Origin of the sequence: Psychroflexus halocasei, assembly GCF_900107595.1 — a bacterium.
In the GTDB taxonomy this organism is placed as follows: domain Bacteria; phylum Bacteroidota; class Bacteroidia; order Flavobacteriales; family Flavobacteriaceae; genus Psychroflexus; species Psychroflexus halocasei.
This window is the reverse complement of the sequence record NZ_FNQF01000003.1, coordinates 139,514-164,831: the sequence shown is the minus strand read 5'-3', so window position 1 is coordinate 164,831 and position 25,318 is coordinate 139,514. Positions and strand designations below refer to the sequence as shown.

The window sequence follows — 25,318 nt, the reverse complement described above, 5'->3', positions numbered from 1 at the left end:
AAGTGTAATTTTGCGGACTGTAATAAAACCTGTGAACGAATATATGCGTGGTAAAGAAAAGTGTTTTATGCATGGTGACTTGAATGTTCATGAGAATGTATTAGAAATGATAGGTTGTACTCCTCTTGTGCGCCTAAATAAAATTACAAAAAATCTTAAAGGCGATTTTTTCGTTAAATACGAAGCTCACAATCCAGGCCATTCTGCCAAAGATAGAATTGCTTTATATATTATTGATAAAGCAGAAAAAGAAGGGAAAATCAAACCTGGCGACACAATAATAGAAACAACTTCAGGTAATACTGGTTTTAGTATTGCTATGGCAAGTGCTGTTAAAGGTTACAAGTGTATTTTAGCTGTAAGTGATAAGTCTTCTGAAGATAAAATTTCATTATTAAGGACTATGGGTGCTGAGGTGCATGTTTGTCCAGCAAACGTCGCTGCTGATGATCCGCGTTCTTATTATGAAGTTGCTAAAAGAATTCATGAAGAAACTCCTGGCTCAATGTACGTTAATCAATATTTCAATGAACTTAATATTGATGCACATTACTTGTCAACTGGCCCAGAAATATGGGAGCAAACTAAAGGTAAAATTACGCACTTAGTTGCTTGTAGTGGAACTGGCGGAACTATTTCGGGAACAGCAAGATTCTTGAAAGAGAAAAATCCTGAAGTTAAAGTTTTAGGAATTGATGCTTTTGGCTCAATTCTAAAGAAATATCATGAAACTGGTGAAGTTGATAAGGATGAGATTTATCCTTACAAAATAGAAGGTTTAGGTAAAAATCTTGTTCCAGGAGCGACAGATTTCTCAATTATTGATAAATTTACAAAAGTAGCTGATGCAGAAAGTGCATTTATGGCTAGAGATATTGCAAAAACTGAAGGTCTTTTCGTAGGCTACACAAGTGGTGCGGCTCTTCAAGGTGTTATGCAATTAGCAGAACAAGGCGAGTTTAATGAAAACAGTCATGTTGTTATTATTTTCCCTGATCATGGCTCGCGTTATATGAGCAAAATCTACAGCGACGCTTGGATGAAAGAGCAAGGTTTTACGAGACCTGAAACTAAGAAAAATCAAAAAGAAGATGTTAGCACAACGCGCTAATATCATTTGTCAAAAAATTTGAATCAAAATTAAATTATGAAAGATCTATTTTCAAAAATTTATAGAGATAAAGGACCTCTTGGTAAATGGGCGGATCAAGCTGAAGGCTATTTCGTTTTTCCTAAACTTGAAGGTCAAATTAGTAATCGAATGAAGTTTCAAGGACGCGATGTCATTACTTGGAGTATCAATGATTATCTTGGACTTGCAAATCATCCTGAAGTTAGAAAAGTGGATGCAGAAGCAGCTGAGAAATATGGTAGTGCATACCCAATGGGCGCTCGTATGATGAGTGGTCACACAGATTTGCACGAAAGATTACAAAATGAACTTGCTGATTTTGTTCAAAAGGAATCAGCCTATGTTCTAAACTTTGGTTACCAAGGAATCCTTTCAACAATAGACGCTTTAGTAGGCAAAGATGATGTTATCGTTTATGATGTTGATGCGCATGCATGTATCATTGATGGTGTCAGATTACATTTAGGAAAGCGTTTTACTTATAAACACAACGACATGGACAGCATCGAGTTAAACTTAGCTCGTGCTGAAAAAATTGCTGAACAAACAGGAGGCGGTGTTCTCTTGATTTCTGAAGGTGTCTTCGGAATGCGTGGTGAGCAAGGTAAGCTTAAAGAAATTGTAGAACTTAAGAAGAAATACAACTTCAGATTATTAGTTGATGATGCTCATGGCTTTGGAACGCTAGGTAAAACTGGTGCTGGAGCAGGAGAGGAGCAAGGTGTGCAAAACGATATTGATGTTTACTTTGCAACTTTTGCAAAATCAATGGCGAGTACTGGCGCATTTATCGCTGGTGATCAAGAAGTTATTGATTACTTAAAATATAACCTTAGATCTCAAATGTTTGCTAAATCATTGCAAATGACACTCGTTGAAGGTGCTTTAAAACGTCTTGAGATGTTGAAAACTATGCCAGAGCTTAAAAATAAGCTTTGGGAAAATGTTCGTGCTCTACAAGGTGGCTTGAAGGAAAGAGGTTTCGATATCGGTACAACAACAAGTTGTGTGACGCCAGTTTACTTGAAAGGAAGTATTCCTGAAGCAATGGCTTTGGTTAAAGATTTACGCGAGAACCATGGTATTTTCTGTTCAATTGTCGTTTATCCTGTTATTCCTAAAGGCTTAATCCTGTTGAGAATGATTCCTACTGCAACACATACACAAGAAGATATTGATGAAACTTTAATTGCTTTTTCAGCTATTAGAGAGCGCTTAGAGAACGGAACTTATAAAAAGTTATCAGCTGCAATTGCTAAACAACAAGAGCAATCTTAATAAGCCTAATAGGTTTGATACAAAACAAAAGCCATCTCATTTGAGATGGCTTTTGTTATAATTAAAGGTTGTAAATAATAGAGATGAAACCCAACTAAAGTTCTTCATTTGCTTCTAAAAATTGATTAATTATTTTTTTATTGAGTTGAGAAGGTGTTCCGTACCAAACAACTTTATTTTTGCTATTGATTAAAACAGTTCTTGGCAAAATCATTACTCCGTTAAACTCAATCTTTAAGTCTTTGTGAATCTTTTTGTTTTGATCTGAGACAACACTTGTCTCAAATTTTATTTTATCTAATGTTGCCTTTATTTTCTCTGGGCTTTCATGTGTAATTGATAAAAAAATTAAATCCTTTCGGTCAGTAAATTTAGACTTTAGTTTGTTAAGATGAGGAACTGCCTTTAAGCATGGCTTACACCAACTCGCCCAAAATTCAAGAATCTTATATTTGTTTTCAAAATTTTCTTGATCAGCTACATTTAAAATATAATCTGTAAACTTCAATGCTCCAATTTTTTGACCAACCATTTTCTTTTGTTCGTCGATAGGTAATTGAGCAAGTACGTTAGAAAAATTAAGCAATAAGAAACTAAATATTAGTAAAGATCTTTTCATAAATTTACTTAAAGCTTCTCAAAAAATGAGAAGTTAGACAAACCATAACGTCTTGATTGTATAAATTGAGGATGATCTTCAAGGCTTAAAAATTTACTATGCTCAATGATAATTTGCGAATCCTCATTTTTAAGCATTTCATTTTGATTGATGATTTCTATCAATTCATTGAGTTTTTCTTTCTCTATTTCATATGGTGGATCAGCAAAAATGACATCATAACTCTTTTTGTTTTGTTCTATATATTGAAAAACATCACGTTTATTAATGTTGGCTTTTAAATTTAAGCCTTCGAAGGTTTTATTTAGATGTTTAATGCAGTTTGAATTCTTTTCAACCAAGTCAATGTCTTTGACACCTCGCGAACCAAACTCAAGAGAAATAGAGCCAATACCTGAAAATAAATCTAAAATACTGATGTCAGAAAAACTGTATTGGTTTTCAAGAATATTGAACAAAGCCTCTTTAGCTCTGTCGGTTGTTGGTCGAGTTGGAAGATTTTTTGGCGCTTGAATGCGTCTGCCTTTGTGTATGCCAGAAATAATTCTCATAAACTATTGATGAATAAATGATTGTGAAGATGTGGATTGTTATTGTAATTAGCATATTTCGAGGTAATCATGTTTTTAAACTCGAAATTTTTGATGTAATAATCAAGATAATGCGCAAAATCTTTTTCAGTATAAGAAATTTCAAAATTGATCAACTTTAAAAAAATCTCAGATCTATCAAACGCATTTACTTCCAAACAATAGAGAATTGCATAGATCGCATCTTCAACATTTTCAGCAGTAAATGTATTGAAAAGTTCTAATTTGTTTGCTGAAATGATAACAATGTCAACTTGGTTGTGATTGATGAAACAATAACAATGCGGGTGATCATAACCTGATGTTCCAAGAATTTTAAGGTACCGAGAGGTTTGATGTTCATGTTTAAATTCGCCAAAAGCTTCTAGTAATTTATTATTGATATTCGCAAAAGGAATAAACAAAGTAGAAATATCATGAAAACCTATTAGGTCTTTACTATAATTATCACCTTCATAGAGTTGAACATTATATTTAATGTAATCACTCATATTGTAATTTTTAATTAAATCTGAAGGTGTTATGGCATAATCTATATTTTGGTATATAAGGTTAATCTCGAAATTAAAATTATCAAACTTTTTAAACTCTTCGTCAATTAATTTCTCAGCTTCTAAAGGCAAAGAGTCTTCTGATCTATAACTTTGATAAACTTCATTGACCAAGTTGTTATCTTCATCTAAATATAAAAAAGAAAGTCCATCCTGAGATAACAGAATGGACAATTTCTTAAAGCTTTTAGAACTATATATATTAGTCGTTATCGCCATAGTTTTTAGGCCAGTTACCACTTGTATTAACTTCTGTCATAGAGCCTACTTTAATATATTCTCCATTAACACCATCAACGGCAACAGTTTGTTTTTCTTGAACTACTAAATCCTGATCTAAATCATTTAGGATATCAGATTTATTAACTTTAGCTTCAAAAACAGCAATTTTATTGTTGTCTTTTTGTAAGAAACCAGCTTCTAATTCAAATTTCTTATTATCGGTATGTGGAACATACATCATGTCTTTATAACGATTAGTTTTCTTAAATAAAGAATCTTTAACTGAGGTATAACCCAAAGTATCAATGACAACGTCTTCAATATATTTATCAACGTTATAAGTCTTTTTATATTCTTCATCTAAGAAAGTTGTGTCTCTTCTTTGAGTGACGACATATTGTGCTGTATCTAGAAATTTAACTAGACTATCAAAAGATCCTGTAAATTTACCAGTGATTTCTCGGTGAGCCATTTCAGCATCACGAATATCTTTTAGTTTTAAAATAACTTCTTGGTAACGCTTTTCTTTAACTTTGTTAAACTCTACAGGCCCGTAAACAGATTTGTAAGTATAGTATCCTAAAACCCCTATAATGACAGTGAGTACGATTTGAATTACAATTTTCATGCTTCAGTTTGTTATTTATTGCTTTAGCACAAATCTACAATTTTTTTTTTATCAGAAAAGTTTTGCATCTAAAAAAGCTTGTTATATTTGATTTCTTGATGAAATCATTCACATTCATGGATAAGTCTAAGTTTTATAAACATTTAGTCAGTGAGTTTGGACACCAGCCAACAATAAAACAAAATCTGGCACTCAACCTATTGGCTGACTTCATTATAGACTCTTCCAAAGAAAGTATTTTTGTTTTAAAAGGTTATGCCGGAACTGGTAAAACAACGATTATCAGCACTTTAGTGAAAAATATTTCTAAATCACGTCAGCGCATTGCATTGTGCGCACCAACGGGTCGTGCCGCAAAAGTGATTTCGAGTTATAGTAAACGTCCAGCTCATACAGTTCACAGAAAAATTTATTTTCCTAAGAAGAAATCAGGAGGCGGAATCGAATTTGTTCCTCAAGAAAATAAACACAAAAACACTATTTTCATCGTTGATGAGGCTTCTATGATTCCCGATTTTCCTCAAGGTGCTGATTTGTTAAATAGCAGTTCTGTGTTGGATGATTTAATTGAATATGTTTATTCTGGTGAAAACTGTAAACTGATTTTTATAGGAGATACAGCTCAATTACCACCAGTTAATGCTGAATTGAGTCCAGCTTTATCAGAACACACATTGTCATCACATTTTCAGATGGACGTTAAATCGATTGAGCTTGATGAGGTTTTACGTCAGCAACAGGAAAGCGAAATTTTATATAATGCCACTTATATACGTCAACTTTTGAGCGATGGCGAGTATGATCATTTTAAATTAAAAATCACTAATAAAGATGATGTGGTTCGTTTAGTGGATGGTTATGATATTATGAACGCAATCAATGAATCATTTGATAATCTCGGTCATGAAGAAACGGCAATTATCGTCAGGTCAAATAAACGCGCTAATATTTACAATCAACAAATACGATCCCGAATTCTTTTTAGAGAAGACGAAATTGCAGCTGGTGATTATTTAATGGTGGTCAAAAACAATTATTTCTGGTTGAAATCTTCATCAGAAGCGAGTTTTATTGCCAATGGAGATATTATTGAAATCCTTGAAATATACGCTATAAAGGAACTTTATGGATTTAGATTTGCTGAAGTTCGCGTTCAAATGGTTGATTACCCAGAGATGAACCCTTTTGAAACTGTCATTGTTTTAGATACTTTAGATGCAAACGGACCTGCTTTAAGCTATGAGCAATCTAATGCTTTATATGAAGCCGTTTTAGAAGATTATGCCGACGAAAAGTCAAAATATAAAAAGTATTTAAAGCTTAAGAAGAATAAATATTTTAACGCGCTTCAAGTCAAATTTAGTTACGCCATGACTTGTCATAAATCCCAAGGTGGGCAATGGCATACTGTTTTTGTTGAACAACCTTATTTAAAAGAAGGCGTGAATGAAGATTACTTGCGTTGGCTTTATACAGCTTTTACGAGAGCTAAAGAACGCTTATATTTGATTGGTTTTAAAGATGAATTTTTTGATGAAAATATTGATAATATTATAGAATGAAAACTAATTTGAAAGTTGTTGCAATGATTCCGGCACGTTTTGAAGCGAGTCGTTTCCCAGGTAAATTAATGCAAGATTTAGCTGGCAAAACCGTGATTTTAAGAACTTATGAAGCCGCTTTAAATTCTCAGCTTTTTGACGCTGTTTATGTGGTGACGGATAGTCAGCAAATTTTTGATGAAATCAAAGACAATGGAGGTCAAGTCATCATGAGTCATAAGGAACACGAATGTGGAAGTGATAGAATTGCTGAAGCTGCTGAACAAATTAAGGCTGATATTATTCTTAATGTTCAAGGTGATGAGCCTTTTATCAATGAAAAAGCTTTGTCAAAACTTTTGAAAGTTTTTGAAAATGATAAAAAAGAAAAAATTGATTTAGCTTCACTAAAAACTAAAGTGGTTGAAAGTGAAGCGATTGAAAACCCGAATAACGTTAAAGTGATAACTAACCTTGAAGGTTTAGCTTTATATTTTTCACGCTCACCAATCCCATTTCAGAGAGATAAAGAGGTAGAAGTGACTTATTATAAACATGTTGGTATTTATGCTTTTAGGAAACAAGCCTTACTCGATTTTTACAAAACGCCGATGAGTCCTCTTGAAGCTGCTGAAAAAATAGAATGTTTGCGTCACCTTGAAAACGGTAAAACAATTAAAATGGTTGAAACAGACGAAATTAGCATTGGTATTGATACGCCTGAAGATTTGATTCAAGCAAGGCGACATTTCCAATAATCAACTTGTTTTAACAGCCGATTTATAGGTTTCTAAGCATCGCTCACGCGCTTCTTTGTGGTTAACAATAGGATCGACATATTTCTTAGTATCAAATTCTGGCACCCATTTATTAATATATTTTTTTTCTTTATCAAATTTGCTTGTCTGTGATTCAGGATTGAAAATTCTGAAGTAAGGTGCTGCATCAACACCACAGCCGGCAACCCATTGCCAGCCTCCTATATTGGATGACATTTCGTAGTCCAAAAGCTTTTCTGCAAAATATGCTTCACCCCAACGCCAATCAATTAAAAGATGTTTACATAAAAAACTTCCCACAATCATTCTCACGCGGTTGTGCATCCATCCTGTTTCATTAAGTTGTCGCATCCCAGCATCAACAATTGGATAACCGGTTTCACCTTTTTTCCATTTTTCAAATTCTGATTTGTTGTTGCGCCATTTAATCCCATCGTATTTAGGTTTAAATGCACGTGTTTCAGTTTCAGGGAAATGATGTAAGATGGCTTTGTAAAATTCACGCCAGATCAATTCATTTAGAAAAGTTTCCTCAGAAGATTTCAAGGCTTTCTTTATAATATTTCTGTAGCCAACAGTGCCAAATCTAAGATGCGGACTTAACCGAGAAGTTCCTTCTATAGCTGGAATATCTCTGGTGTCGTTGTAATTTTCTATAAAATCTTGATCAAGTTGATAGTCTTTAACTTCAATGGATGATTTCTCAAAGTTAATATCCGATAAACTCAAATTTGGAAGACGTTGATTTTTGTAGCAATTATCAAGATAGTTTTCTGAGTTATAATCTTGAAAGGAATAATCTTCAAAAACTTTTTTCCATTTTTTCATGTAAGGTGTAAACACCAAATACATGCCATCGTCATTTTTGACGACATCATCTTTTTCGAAAATCACTTGATCTTTAAAGTCATGAAATTCGATGCCTTGCTTTGCTAAATTTGCTTTTATCTTGGCATCTCTTTTTAATGCATAGCTTTCATAATCACGATTGGTAAAAACTTTTTTGATGTTGTATTGTTCACATAATTCATCAAAAACCTCTTCAGGTGTTCCGTGAAACATCGCTAAAGAGGAGTCGTGTTTTTCTTGAAGTTGACTTCTTAATTTTTGGGCTGTCTCATGAATAAATGTGACACGAGCATCATTTTTTGGTAATTCGTCAAGAATATTTTTATCAAAAATAAAAATAGGTAAAACAGGATATTCATCATTAAGGGCGTGATACAATCCTACATTATCTTGAAAACGCAAATCGCGTCTAAACCAAAAAATCGAAAGCTCTTTTTTACTCATTTTATTTTAATTGATTTTTAAACTTGACATCCCGCCATCAACACCAATCACTTGTCCTGTCATCCAAGATGATTTTTCCTCTAACAGGAAACTTGCCATTTGGGCGATATCTTCAGGTTCACCAACACGTTGTAAGGGGTGACGCTGATCCATCTTTTCTTTTTGCTTTTCGCGAGACAATAATTTATCTGCTAAACCTGTGTTGACTAGTGATGGTGCAATAACATTGACACGAACTGTTGGCGCGTATTCAGCAGCTAATGAACGCGCAAAGCCTTCAATCGCGCCTTTTGCAGCAGCAACACTTGTATGAAACGGCATCCCTGTTTGAACGGCAACTGTGCTAAAATAAACAATACTTCCGTGTTTAGACTTTTTTATTTTAGGTAAAAGTGCTTGGGTTGTTTTAACTAATCCCATAAAATTAATTTGAAAGTCTTTTTCAAAAATTTCATTTTTCATCATCTTGAAAGGTTTCAAATTAATTGAGCCTGGAAGGTAAACTAATCCATCAATTGTGTCAGGCAAGTCTAAACTTTCGATGTCATTTTCCAAAACATCAAATTTTTGATAATTCACTTTGTCAGTATCAAGCTCACCTTCTGTTCGAGCTGCAACGTAAACGTCGTGATCGTTTTGTAAAAGTTTTGTAATTTCTAGGCCAATGCCTTTTGAGCCTCCAATAAGTAATATTGTCTTTTTCATTTTCTTTTATTTTAAGAGATCGTTCCAAAAAGTTCGATCATTTTTTTTCTACGTGTTTCAAAAATTTCATCAAGTCTCGGTTTGACTAAATACGGGTGTACCATCTTGCCAAGGAAACCAAGAGGCAATTTATAATGCACTAAATCTTCCATCATCACACCACCTTCAATTTTATGAATAAAATGCTCATGATGCCATAATTTATAAGGACCAAAAAGTTGAGAATCTATAAAGAAATTAAGATGATCAACTTGTTTGATTTCAGTCACCCAATTGGTTGTAAACCCCGGAAATGGATTCACTTTGTATTGAATGATTTGTCCTGGATACATGGCTTTATCTCCGCCTGATGTAATTTTAAAACCCATATCTTTGGGTGTGATTCTTTCTAAATTTCGAGGATCAGAAAGAAAATCCCAAGCCTCTTGGCGGCTGATAGGGAGTGCTTGTTTGGTATGAACTTTATATAACATACTTCAAAAATAGATTTTATTTTGTTCAATTAAAATGTTTAAAAGTTAAACAAAACTTATATTTTAAAATTCTTGTACCTTCGCCATCAAAATAAAGAAAATGCGAATTTTATATCTATTGTTTGCTTTGGTGTTGATAAGCTGTCAAAGCACAAAAAATAAGCCGATGACAGAAACGATCTGTCAAGAAAAATTTCATTGTGAGGCAGAATTTGAAAAAGGGAAAAATTTAATCGAAGTTCAGGATGGCATCGGTGCGATGTATTTAAAGACAAGAGTTGATGAAAATTATGACATTATGTATATGAGTGTCAATTCTAACGATCCGAATTTAGCTTATGCAGCGGATTTAAAATCTTATAAAATCAGTTTTTCTTATCCAGCTCAATCTGAATTAACAAGAGATAAAATGTCTATTTACGTGCAAACCTTTTGTAAATGTGACGAAGCAGGCGTCAGGAAAATAGACAGTTTTGAAGTTTCTAGAAAAAAAATTAATTCTTCTGAAGTCACTTATATCAAATCTGAAGCTTTTTCGTTTTTAAAAGATCAAACTCTTGTTCTTAAGAATTAGTTGTCATTAACGTCACCTTTAAAAGTTGGTGTTGAAAGAAACATATTTTCTTTCTTTTTTGAAGTATCAGATTCGTTTTCGATTTTGTAAAGGTTGTATGGGAAATATTTTTTTATGATTTTCTCTCTCTTCTTACAATTTAAATTTGGCCATTGTTTGTCATATTCTTGAACGGCTTTTTGATTCCAAAGATAGAGGTAAACTTCACGAACATAATTCTCAATCATCTGCATATTGTTTTTTTCACCAAAAGAAGAAATAGCGATGATTGCTGACTTAGGTGATTCAGCAGATGTTTTCTTGTTTTCAGGATTTGTGATAAAGTCTAAAATATATTCCTTAAACTTCACTTCAGACATCTGAGGGTAAGGTTTATCATTGAGGATCAAAGTGTTTTCTTGATCAATTATAATAGTCAAAATATTTCTGACATTCTCTTTTTTATAAGTTTTAAGATCAATTTTGGTTTCGATATCACATTGATCATCATACCATTCTTGAGCTTGATAAGTTTGGTGAAAAAATGCAAATAGGAGAAGGATTACTGTTTTTTTCATGATTGTGGTTTTGACAAATATATAATTATTAAAAAAGATAGAATCATAGCTGATGATTATCATTTTATGTATCTTGTAAAACTTTTAATTTTGCTGTAAATTTTATTTAATGTCTAAAGTAGAATCTTGTTATCATTGTGGAGATGCTTGTTCACAGTTCGATATTTTACACGATGATAAACATTTCTGTTGTCAGGGTTGTAAAACAGTTTATGAGATTTTTTCAGAGAACGATCTCGATTGTTATTACGATTTAGCTTCTGCGCCTGGAGTAACACCAGAAGATATAAAAGGTAAATTTGATTTTATAGATCAAGAAGAAATCAAGGTTAAATTACTTGATTTTTCTGATGGCTCAACAGAGGTTATCAGTTTATACATTCCACATATTCATTGTAGTTCATGTATTTGGATTCTTGAAAATCTAAATAAATTGAATCCACATATTCGTCAATCTCAGGTCAACTTCCCTAAAAAGACGATTAATATTACTTACAAAAATGATGGCACAAGTCTAAAGGAAGTTGTTGAACTTTTGACTTCAATAGGTTACGAGCCCTATATTAGCTTAGATAATATCGATAAAAAAGAAACGGCAACTGATAATTCTTTAATCTATAAAATTGCCGTTGCAGGTTTTGCTTTTGGAAACGTGATGTTTCTTTCATTTCCTGAGTATTTTGAAGTCTCAGAATATTGGTTAGATCAATATAAATTTCTTTTTCGCTGGTTGATGTTCGCTTTTAGTTTGCCTGTTGTTTTTTATGCAGGACGCGATTATTACATTTCGGCTTATAAAGGATTGCGTTCCAAAATGCTGAATATCGACGTGCCAATTGCACTCGGAATCACAGTGCTTTTTTTAAGGAGTTTTGTAGACGTTGCTTTTAATTTTGGTTCTGGTTTTTTCGATAGCTTAACAGGTTTGGTTTTTTTCTTGTTATTAGGAAAATTTGTTCAGCAGAAAACATACAATTATTTGTCATTTGAACGCGACTATAAATCTTATTTCCCAATAGCAATTACAAAAATCAATACAGATAAAACTGAAGAGAATATTGAAGTTTATAAAATAAAAGAAGGCGATCGTTTATTGATTAGAAACGAAGAGCTAATCCCAGTTGATTCTATTTTGATGACAGAAACCTGTGAAGTCGATTATAGTTTTGTGACAGGTGAAGCTGATCCAATTGAAAAAAAATCTGGTGATAAATTATTTGCAGGCGGAAAACTTAAAGGACAAGCTATAGAGATTGTTGCAGAGAAATCAGTAGAACAAAGTTATTTGACTCAACTTTGGAGTAATGATGTTTTTCAAAAAGATTACAATCCGCGTTTTCAAACCTTAATCGATAAAATTAGTAAAAGGTTTACTATTACCGTCTTGAGTATCGCAACAACAGCTTTGATTTTTTGGTTGTTTTATCAGCCTAACATGGCGCTTAATGTATTTACAGCAGTTTTAATTATTGCATGTCCATGTGCAATTGCGTTGGCAACTCCATTCACTTTAGGGAATTTATTAAGGATATTTGGGCAGCATGGTTTCTATATGAAAAATATTATCAGTTTAGAGCAGTTTGCTGCAATTGATACTTTTGTATTTGATAAAACGGGAACCATTAGTTCGAGCCAAAAAAGTCATATAGTTTATGAAGGTGAAGCTCTAACCGAAAAAGATTTAGGTATTTTGAAAGATTCTTTCAGGAATTCAAACCACCCGTTAAGTCGTCAATTGTATTCATTTTTGAATTCTACACCCACTGAAGAAATCGATAAATTTGATGAGCATTTAGGTCAAGGTATTACAACAAAATCGCAATCAAATGCTTATAAATTAGGTTCTGCAAGTTTTGTTGAAGCTGAAAAAGAAATGATCAACCCGACAGAGACTTCTGTTTTTGTTCAAAAGAATAATAAAGTTTTAGGAAAATTTATTTTTGATACCGTTTATAGAGAAGGTCTAGTTGAGTTGTTTGAAGAGTTAGATCAGGAGCATAAACTTGTGATTCTTTCAGGAGATAACTCTGGCGAAAAACAATACTTGTCAAAGTTATTACCTAAAACGATACAGATGAAATTTAATCAAAAACCAGATTCAAAAATGCGTTTTGTTGAAAAGTTGCAAGATGAAGGGAAACAGGTTTGTATGTTAGGAGATGGATTGAACGATGCAGGAGCGTTAAAACAAGCAGATGTTGGAATTGCAATTTCCGAAAATGTAAATGTTTTTTCACCCGCTTGTGATGCGATTATGAGTGCGGATCAATTTAAGAATTTTAATAATTTTCTTAAGGTTTCCAAAAAAGGTATCTTTATCATCAAATTAAGTTTTGTGTTTTCATTTTTTTATAACGCAATTGGGATTTATTTTGCTGTTTCAGGATTATTGAGACCCGTCATCGCAGCAATTTTAATGCCTTTAAGTTCGATTAGTATCGTTGCTTTTACGACATTTGCAACTTCTTATGTGAGTCGCAAAACATTAAAATCTAAAGATTAAAAAATATGATGAAAATCATTTTATCATGTTTTTTATCATATTATTTTTGAAAAAATTATTTAAAAATGAGTGCCATTTACGGACTTCTTGCTATCAGTATCACTATCGCAATCGTATTTTTTGTGATTTTCGTGTTATCTGTAAAAAAAGGTCAATATGATGATGCTTACACGCCTTCAGTAAGAATGCTTTTTGACGACGAGCTCGTTGACGAGGAAAAGAAATCTGAAGAAAAAGTTGAAAAAAAACAAAAATCAAGTCAATCAAATCATAAACACAAACAAGTATAACTATGGAATTAGAACAGTTTCATTACGATAATAAAATCGTAAAAAATTTCCTTTATGCTACAATATTTTGGGGTGTTGTAGGTATGGCAGTCGGCTTATTATTAGCTCTCCTGTTTTTATTCCCAAACTTAACTGATGGTATTTCATGGTTGAGTTTTGGTCGTTTAAGACCGCTTCATACAAATGCAGTTATTTTTGCATTTGTAGGGAACGCAATTTTTGCAGGAGTTTATTACTCAACTCAACGTCTTCTTAAAGCTAGAATGTATAGTGATGCTTTGAGTAAGCTTAACTTCTGGGGGTGGCAGCTAATTATTGTTGCAGCGGCGATTACGCTTCCCATGGGTTTTACTTCAACAAAAGAATACGCTGAACTAGAATGGCCTATTGATATTGCAATTACTATTGTATGGGTTGCTTTTGGTTGGAACTTAATCGGTACAATGATTAAGCGTCGCCAAAGACACTTTTACGTTGCAATTTGGTTCTATTTAGCAACTTTTGTTACTGTTGCAGTCCTCCATATTTTTAATAACTTAGAGTTGCCTGTTAGCTTGTTTAAAAGTTACTCAGTTTATGCTGGTGTTCAGGATGCTTTAGTGCAATGGTGGTACGGACATAACGCTGTGGCGTTCTTCTTAACAACACCGTTTTTAGGTTTAATGTATTACTTCGTTCCTAAAGCAGCGAATAGACCTGTTTATTCTTACAAACTATCGATTATTCACTTCTGGTCATTGATATTTATTTATATCTGGGCTGGACCTCACCACTTATTGTATTCCGCTTTACCGGATTGGGCTCAGAGTTTAGGAACAACATTCTCTATTATGCTTTTAATGCCATCTTGGGGAGGTATGATTAACGGTCTTTTGACTTTACGTGGTGCTTGGGATAAAGTACGAACTGATCCTGTTTTGAAATTTATGGTTGTTGCTATTACAGGTTATGGAATGGCAACTTTTGAAGGGCCGATGTTATCTCTGAAAAACGTTAACGCGATTGCACACTTTACAGACTGGATTATTGCTCACGTTCACGTTGGTGCGCTTGCTTGGAATGGTTTCTTAGCATTTGGTATGATTTACTGGTTAGCGCCAAGGTTATTTAAAACAAAATTACACTCTACAGGATTAGCAAATGCACACTTCTGGGTAGGGACTTTAGGTATTGTTCTTTATGCATTACCGCTTTATGTTGCTGGATTTGTACAAGCTTCAATGTGGAAGCAATTTAATCCTGATGGAACCTTGGTTTACGGCAACTTCTTAGAAACTGTGACAGAGATTATGCCAATGTATGCGATGAGAGCTATTGGTGGTTCGCTTTATATCATTGGTGTTTTCATTATGATTTATAATATTTATAGAACTGCTAAAGCTGGATCTAAAGTTGAAGATGAACTAGCTGAAGCTCCAGCATTAAAGAAAATTTCTAAAGGTCGTTTAGCAGGAGAAGGTTTCCATACTTGGTTAGAAAGAAAACCAATTCAATTAGCAATCTTAGCAACTATCGCTATTTTGATTGGTGGTATTGTACAAATTGTACCAACCTTAATGATTGACTCGAACGTCCCTACAATTACCAGTGTCAAACCATATTCTCCACTGGAACTAGAAGGACGAGATCTCTACATCCGTGAAGGATGTGTGAGCTGTCACTCTCAACAGGTCAGACCTTTTAGGTCAGAGGTTGAACGCTATGGAGAATATTCAAAAGGTGGTGAATATGTTTACGATCACCCGTTCTTGTGGGGAAGTAAGCGTACAGGACCAGATTTGCATCGTATTGGTGGGAAGTACTCTGATACGTGGCACTTCAACCACATGTATAATCCTCAAAGTACCTCATCAGGTTCAATAATGCCAAGTTATCAATGGATCATTGAAAGTGAGCTTGACAAGTCAATTACTGAAAGAAAAATGCGTGCAATGGTTAGTTTAGGTGTCCCTTATTCACTTGAAGAAATCGAAAATGCACAAGAGCAAATGACAGAACAAGGAACTGAAATTGTTGAGAACCTCTATACAGATCCTGACTTCGTTAAGAGTTATGAGGCAAGTAAAGAAAGAGCTGCTGCTAACGGAGAAGAATTTGTAGAAATGAAAGACCGTGAAATTGTCGCATTGATTGCTTATTTACAACGATTAGGAACAGATATAAAAGTTGATGATTCAGAAGAAACAGTTTCTAATTAAAAATCATAACTATGTTGAAATTTATTAAAGAAAATCTAGAAACAATAAATGGGATAGAACTCTATCCCATCATTGCTCTGCTCATCTTTTTTACATTTTTTGTAGGATTATTTTGGTGGGTAATGACATATAATAAGAAAAACATAAAGGCGCTAAGTGAGTTGCCATTAGACCTTAAAAACGAAGACGAATCATGAGAAACACAGCATCTATTTTAAGAATTATCGTTTTGGTAGGAATTGCCTTTCTAGGTGTTGAATTCTTACTAGAAACAGATCCCGGGCATTGGGCTGTTGTTGAATATCCGAAAACTTGGTTATTCTTGGGTATTGTTTTACTTTTTGCAGTCGCTATTGAAGCCTCTGTGGCAGCACTTCACTCAACTTTATACAAATCTTTGTCTGAAGAAAAGAAGGCGCGCTACCACGAATTAGAAGCACACAAAAGCACCAAATTTGAACAAAAGATTCAGTCTATTTTAAGTAAAATGACGAGATCTAAATCTATTGAGCAAGAAGGTGAAATTGAGCTAGATCACGTGTATGATGGAATTACAGAGCTTGATAATAAGCTCCCGCCATGGTGGCTATACAGTTTTTATGCAAGTATTGTTTTTGCTGCAGTTTATATGGTAAGATTTCATGTCTATAATGACTACACACAAGAAGAAGAGTACTTGATGGAAGTTGCTGAGGCTGAAGCTGCAATTGAAGAATACAAGCGAACAGCTAAAGACCTCATTAACTTTGAGACAGTCACACTTCTCGCTGAAGAAAGTGATTTAAACGAAGGGAAAACTATTTATAATGCTAACTGTGTTGCTTGTCATAAAGCTGATGGTGGTGGAGGTATTGGTCCAAATCTAACTGATGATCACTGGATTTTAGGTGGAGGCATTCAAAATGTATATAAAACAATTAGTGAAGGTGGGCGATCAGGAAAAGGGATGGTTGCCTGGAAAAATGATTTATCACCATCAGAAATGCAAAAAACTGCTAGTTATGTAATTAGCCTTTACGGAACAACTCCTGCCGAGCCTAAAGAGGCAGAAGGAGACATCATTTGGACTCCAGATGATAATTAAAATAAAGAACAATGAGTACCGATAATAATGAAGAGTTTAGAGATACGATAGGCACCTTAACCGAAGATGGAAAAAGAGAATGGGTCTATCCTAAGAAACCATCGGGTGCCTTGTATGATTACAGAAAATGGGTAAGCTACTTTTTGCTTACCTTTTTGTTTGTATCTCCATTTATCAAGATTAATGGAAACCAATTTTTACTATTTAATATTTTAGAAAGAAAGTTCAATATTTTTGGATTTCCTTTTTGGCCTCAAGATTTTTATCTTTTTGTAATTTCTATGATTATAGGCATTATTTTTATTGCCTTCTTCACAGTTGCTTTTGGTCGTGTTTTTTGTGGTTGGATATGTCCACAAACCATTTTTATGGAAATGGTTTTTAGACGTATCGAATATGTAATTGAAGGCGATAGAGGAAAGCAAATGCGACTTAGCAGAATGCCATGGAAGAAAGAAAAGATTATCAAAAAAGGGACAAAATGGACAATCTTCGCTTTCATTTCTTTTTTAATCGCTAATGTATTTTTAGCTTATTTAATTTCAAGTGATGAGTTATTTAAATACGTTCAAGAAGGACCTTTAGAAAATCTAGGAACATTTATTCCTTTACTTATTTTTACGGCAGTTTTTTATTTTGTGTTTGCATGGTTCAGAGAGCAAGTCTGTATTATTGCTTGTCCATATGGACGTTTGCAAGGTGTATTGCTTGACAAGAAAACAATTGTTGTTGCTTATGACCACAAGCGCGGAGAAGCTGAAAATGGTCGTAAAAAGTTTAGAAAAAACGAAGATCGTGAAGCTTTAGGCCACGGCGATTGTATTGATTGTAATCAATGTGTTCACGTTTGTCCAACAGGCATTGATATCCGAAATGGAACACAACTCGAGTGCGTCAATTGTACTGCTTGTATAGATGCTTGTGATGAAATTATGGACAGAGTTGACTACCCAAGAGGATTAATTCGTTTTGCAAGTGAAGAGAATATCGAAGAGAAAAAGCCTTTTGTTTTCAATACAAGAATGAAAGCTTATTCAGTTGTTTTAACTGTGTTAGTTGGTATTCTTATCGGGATGCTATTTATTAGAACAAGTGTTGAAGCGAAGCTTTTACGATTACCTGGACAGACTTATGAAACGCAGAAAAACGGAAATATTAGTAATGTTTACACGTATAAACTGATTAACAAAACAACTCATGATATTGATAAAGTTGAGTTTAAGTTGTTATCACATGAAGATGGACAGTTAAAACTTGTAAAAGGAGCAAACTTCTCCGTACCTAAACAAGGCTTATCTGAAGGAACGCTTTTTATTGAAATTCCTTCTAATTTAATAGACAGCGAACTCAATGATGTTGAAATCGGTGTTTACAGCGACGGCGAACTTATTGATAAAGCGAAAGCCAATTTTATGGGACCTCGTTTATTTAAATAATATTCAATTACTTCAAAATTCAGAGACAGCCTCAAAACTATCAAAGCTATTTTATTGTTTACTAATAAGCTTTAGTTTTGAGGCTGTTTCTTTTAGAATATCTGTCAACTACATGACAACTATCATAGAAAAAAAGACTATTTTACTAGAAATTTGTAACACTTCAAATGTATAATTATGAAATTAAATTGGGGTCAATCCATCGTTATTGCTTTTGTACTTTTTATCAGCTTTATTATGTATTTCGTTATCACGATGATGACAGATGATAAGTATAATAATGACCTTGTTGTCGAATCTTATTATGAAAAAGATTTGACGCTTCAGAATGATATTGACCAAAAGAAAAATGCACTCGCTCTTGATGAACGCGTGACAATTGAAAAAACAAATCTGGGACTCAAAGTAACTTTTCCAGATAATTTTGATCATAAAAAAATATCTGGCGAATTATTTATGTATCGCCCAATTGATAAAGAGCAAGATTTTACGATTGACTTAGATCTCTCAAGCTTACAATTTACATTACCAAATGATCTTTTAGAAGAAGGAAGATGGGATGCTACTTTGAAGTTTCAATACGAAGGTCAAGATTATATGGTTGCTGAAAAATTCTTGTTTTAATGCTTTGGTCCGCTTTCATACTAGGGTTTTTAGGAAGTTTACATTGTGTTGGTATGTGCGGGCCAATCGCATTAATGCTGCCTGTTAGCAGAACCAATCAAAGCCTAAAATTCCTACAAATATTACTTTATAATAGTGGTCGTATTTTAACGTATATGATTATTGGCTTACTTTTCGGCCTGTTAGGAGAAAGTATAGCAAGCTTCGGTTTTCAACAACATTTATCGATTGCCATTGGGGCAATCATGCTTTTATCTGTGTTGATTCCTCAAAAATTTTTAAGCAGATTTAAAGTATCACAACCTTTTTATCGTGCGATTACCAAAATTAAAGCACAACTTGGCGCTAGCTTTAAAAAGAAAAGTTTAGATACCTTTTTCTCAATCGGTTTTCTCAATGGGTTTTTACCATGCGGGCTAGTTTATATGGCAGTTTTTGGCTCAGTGGCAACCGGTGATATTGTCAATGGTGCTTTATATATGGCATTATTTGGTTTAGGAACTTTACCGATGATGACTTTTGTGATTTATTTGAAATCTTTTACACAGAATGTACTCAAGTTGAATTTAAAAAAAGTAATTCCTTATGCTGTCGGTCTAATTGGAATTCTTTTTATTTTAAGAGGAATGGGACTAGGAATTCCTTATGTTTCGCCAAAACCTGTTGAGCAAAAGGTTGAATCTAATATGGAATGTTATTAAAAAAAATAAAATATGATGAAATATATAAGTAAAGAAAAGGCTGTCTCGATTGTCAATAGTGGTGATCGCGTATTCTTCCAGGGTGCAGCAATGACGCCTTTGATGTTGATCGATGCCTTATCAGAAAGATACCAAGAACTCAATAATGTCGAAATTGTGCAGATGCATACCGACGGAAATGCGAAATATACTCAAGAGCCTTACTCGAGTGCTTTTAACCTCAATAGTTTTTTTGTAGGAGGAAACGTTAGACATGCAGTCAACTCTCAACATGGTGATTATATCCCGATTTTTTTGAGTGAAATCAGTTTACTTTTTAAACGTGATATTTTACCACTTGATGTTGCTTTTATTCAAGTTTCACCTCCTGATAAACATGGATATTGTTCATTAGGAACTTCTGTTGACATTACACTTTCAGCTATTGAAAAAGCAAAAAAAGTTGTCGCTCAAGTGAATCCAAATGTTCCGAGATCACACGGTGACGGAATTATTCATGTCAGCAAAATAACTGCTGCAGTTGAGGTTGATACATCTTTATTTGTCCACGAGTTAGCATCTCCAAGTGAAATTGAAACTAAAATTGGAGCACATGTTGCTGAACTTGTTGAAGATGGCGCAACACTTCAAATGGGAATAGGTGCTATACCAAATGCTGTATTGGCAAATTTAAATAACCATAAAGCTTTGGGTATTCATACGGAAATGTTTTCAGATGGAATTTTACCATTAGTTGAAAAAGGAATAATCACTGGTGAACATAAACGTGTGAAACAAGGAAGAATTGTAACCTGTTTTGCAATGGGATCTCAGAAGCTTTACGATTACGTGGATGAAAATCCTTATGTTCATTTTAAGGAAGCTTCTTATACAAATGACACAGCTTTAATTAGAAAAAACCCAAAAGTAACAGCGATTAATTCTGCTATTGAAATCGATTTAACAGGGCAAATATGTGCTGATACTATTGGTACACGTCAGTTTTCTGGTGTTGGAGGCCAAATGGATTTCATTCGTGGTGCATCACTTTCAGAAGGAGGGAAGCCAATTATCGCCATGCCTGCTGCAACAACAAAAGGTTTGACTAAAATAGTCCCTCACTTGCATCAAGGTGCTGGCGTAACGACAACAAGAGCTCACGTACACTACGTTGCAACAGAATACGGTGTTGTTAATCTATACGGTAAAAGTTTAAAACAACGTGCAAAAGCAATGATTTCAATTGCGCATCCAGATCATCAAGAAGATTTAAACAAAGCGATGTTTGAAAGATTTGGAAATTAATTTTAATTAAAATTCACTTTAATAGATCAATAATATGAGTCAGAAATTTAATGCTATAATACAGAGTGAAGTTCCTGTTCTTGTCGATTTTTATGCGGATTGGTGTGGGCCATGTAAAGCTTTATCGCCAATTTTAAAAGAAGTGAAAGAGCAGCTAGGGGATGATGTTAAGATTATTAAAATAGATGTTGATAAAAACCAAAGTTTAGCTCAGAAGTTTCAAGTGAAAGGTGTACCAACCTTAATCATTTATAAAGAAGGAGAGCAAAAGTGGCGTCAAAGTGGCGTTCCTCAAAAAGACGATCTCATCAAAATCATTCAATCGTTTTAGTTTATCTATTTTAGATTGATACAAAAAAAGGTCTCGTTTAATAAACGAGACCTTTTATAATTTTTGTCAAAATCTGATAGTTTTTTTAATTTTGAATTTTGAATGTCATCACTGGTAAATCAGAGTGATTAACAACATCTTCACCAATGCTGCCATTAAAGAAGTGAGCTAAACCTTTACGTCCATGTGTTGGTATTGCAATCAAATCAAATTTTTCATAGCGTGAAGCATTAAGAACTCCTTCTTGAATCGAATAATCATTATAGATCTTTACGTTTTTATTGTTTAAAGGAATTTCAACTTCATTTAAAAATTTACGCATGTGGTCTCTGATTTCATCTGAACTGTAAAACTGATTACCAGGCATATTGATATAAACAAGTTTCATCTGAGCATCAAAGCTATCTGCAAATTCTTTTGCTTTGTTGTAAGCTTTTACATTTTTAAGGTCAAAGTTAGTTGCAAATAAGACTTTTTTAAAGTCAAAATCTTTGATATCATTTTTTACAACTAGAACAGGAACTTCAGAGTGTCTGACAACTTTTTCAGTGTTTGAACCTATCATAACTTCTTCTAAGCCGCTAACACCTTGAGAACCCATCACAATAAGATCAATATTTTGTTTTTCAACAATATCATTTATAGCAAATGTCGTTGAACCAACTTCAATGTCGTGAGCGATGTCAACACCTTTTAAAAAGTCTTTATCTAAAAATTCTTCAAATTTTTTCTTTGCTAATTTCATGAAGAAAACAATTTCTTCGTTATCCACGTTAAATTGTCCACTACCAAAAAGAGATTCAGCAAGTTCAACAACGTGAAGAGATAGAATCTTAGCATTATTTTTCTTTGCTAATTTTGCAGCAACTTTAAGAGCATTTTCTGAGGGTTGAGAAAAATCGACTGGTACGAGTATATTTTTCATTTTCTTTGGGTTTTTAGTTTATATTAATTGTTTTAGATTGTCATTGAGAAAAGTTTGGTTTGCGGCTTTGCACGTTTTAACCTGAGGTCAAAAGCCATGCAAATATTACGGATAAAAACGCGACCTTTATCGTGAACTTTCACAGAGTGATCAGTATATTCTAACAAACCATCATTCTTAAATTCTTTTAATCCTTCTATGATTTGATCAAAATTAATCATTTCTTCATCTTTTTTTGACCAAGATGTTTCAAAGTTACACATTAAATTAAGAACTTGTTGACGAATAATTAAGTCTTCTTCATTTAAAAGATGTCCTTTAGCCACAGGCAGCACATTTTCTTCTAATCTAGCATAATAATCTTCAAGTTTTTTCTCATTTTGAGCAAAAGCTGTCCAGCTGTCACTTATTGCTGAAACACCAAGTCCAATCATTGTTTTTGTATTGGTAATGGTGTAACCCATAAAATTTCGATGTAAATAACCTTCTTTGTAAGCTATGCTCAAGTCATCGTCAGGTAATGCAAAGTGATCCATACCAATTTCCATATATCCGATTTCTTCTAGCATTTTTTTGCCAGTTTCGTATTGTTTTCTTTTTTCTTCTGGCGTAGGTAAATCGTCTTCACTAAATCCGCGTTGTCCATTTCCCTTTGTCCATGGCACGTGTGCGTAACTGTAAAAAGCAATACGATCTGGCATCAATTTTTTAGTGTGATTGATGGTGTTAATGACATCGTCAAGTGTTTGTAGAGGCAAACCAAAAATAATATCGTGACCTACTGATTTGTAACCTAATTTTCTGGCATTTTCAGTTGCCTTTTTGACATTTTCAAAGCTTTGAATTCTGTGAATAGCAATCTGAACTTTTGGGTTGTAATCTTGAATACCATAACTGACTCTTGTAAAACCAAGATTATTTAGAGTTGACAAGTGATCTTCAGTTGTATTGTTAGGGTGACCTTCAAAACTAAATTCAATATCATCAGTAACAATAGCAGTGTCAAGTATAGATTTTAAAAGATATTCTAAATTTTCAGGTGAGAAAAATGTAGGTGTTCCTCCACCTAAATGAATCTCTTTAATATGTGGCTTTTCATTAAGAACTTCTAAATACATTTTCCATTCTTTCAAAACAGCTTTTAAATATGGATCTTCAACCTCATGACGCTTTGTAATACGTTTGTTGCAGGCACAGAATGTGCATAAACTTTCGCAAAACGGAAGATGAATGTATAAACTTAAAGCATTGCTGTCTTGTTCTTTTAAGCTTTCAATCCAAGCTTGTGTTGTAAATAAATCGTTTTCCCAATAAGGAACCGTTGGATAACTCGTGTATCTTGGGCCTGGGACATTATATTTAGAAATCAGACTTTCCATAAAATTGTATTTATCTCAAAAATATTTAGAATTTATCACTATCGCAATGATAATTGTCAAATATCTTCCTGTTCGGTTTTATTTATAAATAATTGATTTTTAATGTTTATCATTTTTTTCAGACTTATATAAGCTTCATTTTTTATGAGAAGCTTATTTTTGCAATATGCTAGAAAAGTATTTAATAATCATTTCAGATTCATTTTCAGGTTACTACAATTATTTGGTTTCTGAAATCACCAACCCAAGTTGGGGTAATTACTTCTATTGGCTTTTAGCACTCTCGCTTCTAGTGTTGTCACTCGAAATTATTTTACCTTGGCGTCGTGGACAGAAAGTTTTTAGAAAAGGTTTTTGGCTGGATACTTTTTACATTTTTTTCAATTTTTTTATTTTTTCACTCATAGGCTACAATGCAATCTCAAATGTAGGCGTCGAGTTGTTCAATGATTTTTTGGGACTATTTGGTGTACAAAATATTGTAGCAGTTGAAGTTCAATCTTTTCCTGCTTGGCTACAGTTGCTCATCATGTTTATTATTTCTGATTTTATTCAGTGGAACGTACATATTCAATTGCACAAACAACCTTGGTTGTGGAAATTTCATAAAGTACACCATAGCGTTCAAGAAATGGGTTTTGCTGCACAGTTTCGCTTTCATTTCATGGAAACAATTTTTTATAAAAGCGCCCAGTATATTCCTTTAGCGATGATTGGTTTCGGGATTGAACAATTTATTGTTGTCCATATGTTTGCTTTATTTGTAGGTCACCTTAACCACGCAAATTTATCTTGGGATTATGGGTTTTTAGGTTACATTTTTAACAATCCTAAAATGCATATTTGGCATCATGCTAAAGCACTTCCTAAAAAACACCCTTATGGAATGAACTTCGGCTTGACACTTAGTTTATGGGATTATTTATTTAAAACAGCCTATATTCCTAAAGACGGTAAAGACATAGAACTTGGGTTTGATGGTGTCGAAAATTACCCTCAAGATTTTTTGGCTCAAACTAAAGAACCATTTAAAAGAGAAAAAATCTAAGTTTCAAATGACAGAGTCATCGATTTAGTCCTGAATTATTCATATATTATTATATTTACGACAAATTAATATGACATATTTATGGGACAAAATCTGAGAGCTAAAGTAAACGATGCTCATGATTTTGAATTTTCTGAAGCTGAAATTCAATCTCTTGACGTCCAAGAATCAAAAAACAAACTACATATTTTACAAAATAACAAATCAGTTCAATCCGAAATTCTTAAATCTGATTTTTTAAACAAAAAATACAATATTAAAATCAACGCTAACACTTACGTGGTCAGTATTAAAAATGATCTCGATTTGTTGATTAAAGAAATGGGCTTGTCACTTGCAGCTTCACAAGTTGTTAATGACATTAAAGCACCAATGCCAGGATTGATTTTAGATATCAATGTCTCTGAGGGTGATGAAGTTTCTGAGGGCGACCAGCTTTTAGTTTTAGAGGCCATGAAAATGGAAAATGCGATTACTGCTCCTCGTAATGCAGTAATTAAGTCAATCAGTATTAATAAATCAGAGACAGTGACAAAAAACCAACTCTTAATTGAGATGGAATAACCCAAAAGA

27 protein-coding genes are annotated in these 25,318 nt (G+C 33.5%); 17 read left to right on the top strand and 10 right to left on the bottom strand.

Annotated features, from left to right (window positions below; translation table 11 throughout):
• Window positions 1-67: 67 nt before the first annotated feature.
• Complete coding sequence (locus BLV84_RS04890) at window positions 68-1,111, top strand: cysteate synthase (protein WP_093241116.1); 1,044 nt, start codon at window positions 68-70, stop codon at window positions 1,109-1,111.
• A 36-nt stretch (window positions 1,112-1,147) separates the two neighbouring features.
• Window positions 1,148-2,410 (top strand): cysteate-C-fatty acyltransferase, encoded by a 1,263-nt coding sequence (locus BLV84_RS04885; RefSeq protein WP_093240681.1) that lies wholly within the window; start codon window positions 1,148-1,150, stop codon window positions 2,408-2,410.
• A gap of 94 nt (window positions 2,411-2,504) precedes the next feature.
• Here BLV84_RS04885 and BLV84_RS04880 read toward each other — a convergent pair whose 3' ends face one another.
• Genes BLV84_RS04880 through BLV84_RS04865 form a run of 4 tightly spaced genes read right to left on the bottom strand, consistent with a single transcriptional unit; the run spans window position 2,505 to window position 5,020 of the window.
• Window positions 2,505-3,029 (bottom strand): TlpA family protein disulfide reductase, encoded by a 525-nt coding sequence (locus tag BLV84_RS04880; RefSeq protein WP_093240677.1) that lies wholly within the window; start codon window positions 3,027-3,029, stop codon window positions 2,505-2,507.
• 8 nt (window positions 3,030-3,037) lie between these two features.
• The gene (gene rsmD, locus BLV84_RS04875; protein WP_093240673.1) at window positions 3,038-3,580 is read right to left on the bottom strand and encodes a 16S rRNA (guanine(966)-N(2))-methyltransferase RsmD; all 543 of its coding nucleotides are present in this window, start codon (window positions 3,578-3,580) and stop codon (window positions 3,038-3,040) included.
• The gene (locus tag BLV84_RS04870; protein WP_093240668.1) at window positions 3,577-4,389 is read right to left on the bottom strand and encodes a DUF3822 family protein; all 813 of its coding nucleotides are present in this window, start codon (window positions 4,387-4,389) and stop codon (window positions 3,577-3,579) included. Before BLV84_RS04870 ends, rsmD begins: the two co-directional genes overlap by 4 nt.
• Complete coding sequence (locus tag BLV84_RS04865; protein ID WP_093240663.1) at window positions 4,373-5,020, bottom strand: hypothetical protein; 648 nt, start codon at window positions 5,018-5,020, stop codon at window positions 4,373-4,375. Before BLV84_RS04865 ends, BLV84_RS04870 begins: the two co-directional genes overlap by 17 nt.
• A gap of 116 nt (window positions 5,021-5,136) precedes the next feature.
• Between BLV84_RS04865 and BLV84_RS04860 the strand changes: the two genes are divergently transcribed.
• A complete protein-coding gene (locus BLV84_RS04860) occupies window positions 5,137-6,582 on the top strand; it encodes an ATP-dependent DNA helicase (protein WP_093241113.1) in 1,446 nt (481 codons plus the stop codon).
• Entirely contained in the window at window positions 6,579-7,319 is a 741-nt protein-coding gene (kdsB, locus tag BLV84_RS04855) for a 3-deoxy-manno-octulosonate cytidylyltransferase (RefSeq protein ID WP_200796257.1), read from the top strand. The genes BLV84_RS04860 and kdsB overlap by 4 nt, the downstream gene beginning before the upstream one ends.
• On the opposite strand, the gene BLV84_RS04850 is transcribed toward kdsB, so the two are convergent.
• Genes BLV84_RS04850 through BLV84_RS04840 form a run of 3 tightly spaced genes read right to left on the bottom strand, consistent with a single transcriptional unit; the run spans window position 7,320 to window position 9,811 of the window.
• Window positions 7,320-8,633: a cryptochrome/photolyase family protein gene (locus BLV84_RS04850; RefSeq protein WP_093240659.1), complete on the bottom strand. Its 1,314-nt coding sequence runs from the start codon at window positions 8,631-8,633 to the stop codon at window positions 7,320-7,322. It abuts the gene before it with no gap.
• 6 nt (window positions 8,634-8,639) lie between these two features.
• Window positions 8,640-9,338, bottom strand: coding sequence for an SDR family NAD(P)-dependent oxidoreductase (locus BLV84_RS04845; protein WP_093240655.1), 699 nt, complete (start codon window positions 9,336-9,338; stop codon window positions 8,640-8,642).
• Window positions 9,339-9,349: 11 nt separating this feature from the next.
• The gene (locus BLV84_RS04840) at window positions 9,350-9,811 is read right to left on the bottom strand and encodes an SRPBCC family protein (RefSeq protein ID WP_093240652.1); all 462 of its coding nucleotides are present in this window, start codon (window positions 9,809-9,811) and stop codon (window positions 9,350-9,352) included.
• Window positions 9,812-9,977: 166 nt separating this feature from the next.
• On the opposite strand from BLV84_RS04840, the gene BLV84_RS04835 reads away from it, so the two are divergent.
• A complete protein-coding gene (locus BLV84_RS04835; RefSeq protein ID WP_143521327.1) occupies window positions 9,978-10,385 on the top strand; it encodes a hypothetical protein in 408 nt (135 codons plus the stop codon).
• On the opposite strand, the gene BLV84_RS04830 is transcribed toward BLV84_RS04835, so the two are convergent.
• Complete coding sequence (locus tag BLV84_RS04830; RefSeq protein WP_143521326.1) at window positions 10,382-10,942, bottom strand: hypothetical protein; 561 nt, start codon at window positions 10,940-10,942, stop codon at window positions 10,382-10,384. The genes BLV84_RS04835 and BLV84_RS04830 overlap by 4 nt on opposite strands.
• Before the next feature lie 109 nt (window positions 10,943-11,051).
• Here BLV84_RS04830 and BLV84_RS04825 point away from each other — a divergent pair, with 109 nt between their 5' ends.
• The 10 genes from BLV84_RS04825 (at window position 11,052) to trxA (ending at window position 21,393) form a co-directional block, all read left to right on the top strand.
• Entirely contained in the window at window positions 11,052-13,445 is a 2,394-nt protein-coding gene (locus BLV84_RS04825; protein ID WP_093240638.1) for a heavy metal translocating P-type ATPase, read from the top strand.
• Window positions 13,446-13,510: 65 nt separating this feature from the next.
• Window positions 13,511-13,735 (top strand): cbb3-type cytochrome oxidase assembly protein CcoS, encoded by a 225-nt coding sequence (ccoS, locus tag BLV84_RS04820; protein WP_093240635.1) that lies wholly within the window; start codon window positions 13,511-13,513, stop codon window positions 13,733-13,735.
• Between the two features lie 2 nt (window positions 13,736-13,737).
• Window positions 13,738-15,933, top strand: coding sequence for a cytochrome-c oxidase, cbb3-type subunit I (ccoN, locus tag BLV84_RS04815; RefSeq protein WP_093240632.1), 2,196 nt, complete (start codon window positions 13,738-13,740; stop codon window positions 15,931-15,933).
• An 11-nt stretch (window positions 15,934-15,944) separates the two neighbouring features.
• Window positions 15,945-16,130: a CcoQ/FixQ family Cbb3-type cytochrome c oxidase assembly chaperone gene (locus tag BLV84_RS12580; RefSeq protein ID WP_093240628.1), complete on the top strand. Its 186-nt coding sequence runs from the start codon at window positions 15,945-15,947 to the stop codon at window positions 16,128-16,130.
• A complete protein-coding gene (locus BLV84_RS04805; RefSeq protein WP_093240626.1) occupies window positions 16,127-17,017 on the top strand; it encodes a cbb3-type cytochrome c oxidase N-terminal domain-containing protein in 891 nt (296 codons plus the stop codon). Before BLV84_RS12580 ends, BLV84_RS04805 begins: the two co-directional genes overlap by 4 nt.
• A gap of 11 nt (window positions 17,018-17,028) precedes the next feature.
• Window positions 17,029-18,453 (top strand): cytochrome c oxidase accessory protein CcoG, encoded by a 1,425-nt coding sequence (gene ccoG / locus BLV84_RS04800; RefSeq protein ID WP_093240623.1) that lies wholly within the window; start codon window positions 17,029-17,031, stop codon window positions 18,451-18,453.
• A gap of 177 nt (window positions 18,454-18,630) precedes the next feature.
• Window positions 18,631-19,077 carry a FixH family protein gene (locus tag BLV84_RS04795; protein WP_093240620.1) on the top strand — a complete coding sequence of 149 codons (447 nt, stop codon included), beginning with the start codon at window positions 18,631-18,633 and terminating at the stop codon, window positions 19,075-19,077.
• Window positions 19,077-19,778, top strand: a complete 702-nt coding sequence (locus tag BLV84_RS04790) for a sulfite exporter TauE/SafE family protein (RefSeq protein WP_093240616.1) — start codon at window positions 19,077-19,079, stop codon at window positions 19,776-19,778. Before BLV84_RS04795 ends, BLV84_RS04790 begins: the two co-directional genes overlap by 1 nt.
• A gap of 15 nt (window positions 19,779-19,793) precedes the next feature.
• Window positions 19,794-21,062, top strand: coding sequence for an acetyl-CoA hydrolase/transferase family protein (locus BLV84_RS04785; RefSeq protein ID WP_093241107.1), 1,269 nt, complete (start codon window positions 19,794-19,796; stop codon window positions 21,060-21,062).
• 34 nt (window positions 21,063-21,096) lie between these two features.
• Window positions 21,097-21,393 (top strand): thioredoxin, encoded by a 297-nt coding sequence (gene trxA, locus BLV84_RS04780; protein ID WP_093240611.1) that lies wholly within the window; start codon window positions 21,097-21,099, stop codon window positions 21,391-21,393.
• A gap of 85 nt (window positions 21,394-21,478) precedes the next feature.
• Here the strand turns inward: trxA and BLV84_RS04775 are convergent, their stop codons facing one another.
• Both BLV84_RS04775 and hemN read right to left on the bottom strand, forming a co-directional pair.
• A complete protein-coding gene (locus BLV84_RS04775; protein ID WP_093240607.1) occupies window positions 21,479-22,318 on the bottom strand; it encodes a universal stress protein in 840 nt (279 codons plus the stop codon).
• Between the two features lie 32 nt (window positions 22,319-22,350).
• A complete protein-coding gene (hemN, locus tag BLV84_RS04770; protein ID WP_093240604.1) occupies window positions 22,351-23,697 on the bottom strand; it encodes an oxygen-independent coproporphyrinogen III oxidase in 1,347 nt (448 codons plus the stop codon).
• Between the two features lie 166 nt (window positions 23,698-23,863).
• Between hemN and BLV84_RS04765 the strand changes: the two genes are divergently transcribed.
• Both BLV84_RS04765 and BLV84_RS04760 read left to right on the top strand, forming a co-directional pair.
• The gene (locus tag BLV84_RS04765; RefSeq protein WP_093240600.1) at window positions 23,864-24,745 is read left to right on the top strand and encodes a sterol desaturase family protein; all 882 of its coding nucleotides are present in this window, start codon (window positions 23,864-23,866) and stop codon (window positions 24,743-24,745) included.
• Between the two features lie 81 nt (window positions 24,746-24,826).
• Window positions 24,827-25,309 carry an acyl-CoA carboxylase biotin carboxyl carrier protein subunit gene (locus BLV84_RS04760; RefSeq protein ID WP_093240597.1) on the top strand — a complete coding sequence of 161 codons (483 nt, stop codon included), beginning with the start codon at window positions 24,827-24,829 and terminating at the stop codon, window positions 25,307-25,309.
• Window positions 25,310-25,318 lie beyond the last annotated feature (9 nt).

Bases quoted from the DNA above. Each gene is read 5' to 3' on its own strand.
- BLV84_RS04890 (WP_093241116.1), top strand. From the start codon at position 68: ATGCATGGTGACTTGAATGTTCATGAGAATGTATTAGAAATGATAGGT.
- BLV84_RS04885 (WP_093240681.1), top strand. From the start codon at position 1,148: ATGAAAGATCTATTTTCAAAAATTTATAGAGATAAAGGACCTCTTGGT.
- BLV84_RS04880 (WP_093240677.1), bottom strand. From the start codon at position 3,029: ATGAAAAGATCTTTACTAATATTTAGTTTCTTATTGCTTAATTTTTCT.
- rsmD (WP_093240673.1), bottom strand. From the start codon at position 3,580: ATGAGAATTATTTCTGGCATACACAAAGGCAGACGCATTCAAGCGCCA.
- BLV84_RS04870 (WP_093240668.1), bottom strand. From the start codon at position 4,389: ATGGCGATAACGACTAATATATATAGTTCTAAAAGCTTTAAGAAATTG.
- BLV84_RS04865 (WP_093240663.1), bottom strand. From the start codon at position 5,020: ATGAAAATTGTAATTCAAATCGTACTCACTGTCATTATAGGGGTTTTA.
- BLV84_RS04860 (WP_093241113.1), top strand. From the start codon at position 5,137: ATGGATAAGTCTAAGTTTTATAAACATTTAGTCAGTGAGTTTGGACAC.
- kdsB (WP_200796257.1), top strand. From the start codon at position 6,579: ATGAAAACTAATTTGAAAGTTGTTGCAATGATTCCGGCACGTTTTGAA.
- BLV84_RS04850 (WP_093240659.1), bottom strand. From the start codon at position 8,633: ATGAGTAAAAAAGAGCTTTCGATTTTTTGGTTTAGACGCGATTTGCGT.
- BLV84_RS04845 (WP_093240655.1), bottom strand. From the start codon at position 9,338: ATGAAAAAGACAATATTACTTATTGGAGGCTCAAAAGGCATTGGCCTA.
- BLV84_RS04840 (WP_093240652.1), bottom strand. From the start codon at position 9,811: ATGTTATATAAAGTTCATACCAAACAAGCACTCCCTATCAGCCGCCAA.
- BLV84_RS04835 (WP_143521327.1), top strand. From the start codon at position 9,978: ATGACAGAAACGATCTGTCAAGAAAAATTTCATTGTGAGGCAGAATTT.
- BLV84_RS04830 (WP_143521326.1), bottom strand. From the start codon at position 10,942: ATGAAAAAAACAGTAATCCTTCTCCTATTTGCATTTTTTCACCAAACT.
- BLV84_RS04825 (WP_093240638.1), top strand. From the start codon at position 11,052: ATGTCTAAAGTAGAATCTTGTTATCATTGTGGAGATGCTTGTTCACAG.
- ccoS (WP_093240635.1), top strand. From the start codon at position 13,511: ATGAGTGCCATTTACGGACTTCTTGCTATCAGTATCACTATCGCAATC.
- ccoN (WP_093240632.1), top strand. From the start codon at position 13,738: ATGGAATTAGAACAGTTTCATTACGATAATAAAATCGTAAAAAATTTC.
- BLV84_RS12580 (WP_093240628.1), top strand. From the start codon at position 15,945: ATGTTGAAATTTATTAAAGAAAATCTAGAAACAATAAATGGGATAGAA.
- BLV84_RS04805 (WP_093240626.1), top strand. From the start codon at position 16,127: ATGAGAAACACAGCATCTATTTTAAGAATTATCGTTTTGGTAGGAATT.
- ccoG (WP_093240623.1), top strand. From the start codon at position 17,029: ATGAGTACCGATAATAATGAAGAGTTTAGAGATACGATAGGCACCTTA.
- BLV84_RS04795 (WP_093240620.1), top strand. From the start codon at position 18,631: ATGAAATTAAATTGGGGTCAATCCATCGTTATTGCTTTTGTACTTTTT.
- BLV84_RS04790 (WP_093240616.1), top strand. From the start codon at position 19,077: ATGCTTTGGTCCGCTTTCATACTAGGGTTTTTAGGAAGTTTACATTGT.
- BLV84_RS04785 (WP_093241107.1), top strand. From the start codon at position 19,794: ATGAAATATATAAGTAAAGAAAAGGCTGTCTCGATTGTCAATAGTGGT.
- trxA (WP_093240611.1), top strand. From the start codon at position 21,097: ATGAGTCAGAAATTTAATGCTATAATACAGAGTGAAGTTCCTGTTCTT.
- BLV84_RS04775 (WP_093240607.1), bottom strand. From the start codon at position 22,318: ATGAAAAATATACTCGTACCAGTCGATTTTTCTCAACCCTCAGAAAAT.
- hemN (WP_093240604.1), bottom strand. From the start codon at position 23,697: ATGGAAAGTCTGATTTCTAAATATAATGTCCCAGGCCCAAGATACACG.
- BLV84_RS04765 (WP_093240600.1), top strand. From the start codon at position 23,864: ATGCTAGAAAAGTATTTAATAATCATTTCAGATTCATTTTCAGGTTAC.
- BLV84_RS04760 (WP_093240597.1), top strand. From the start codon at position 24,827: ATGGGACAAAATCTGAGAGCTAAAGTAAACGATGCTCATGATTTTGAA.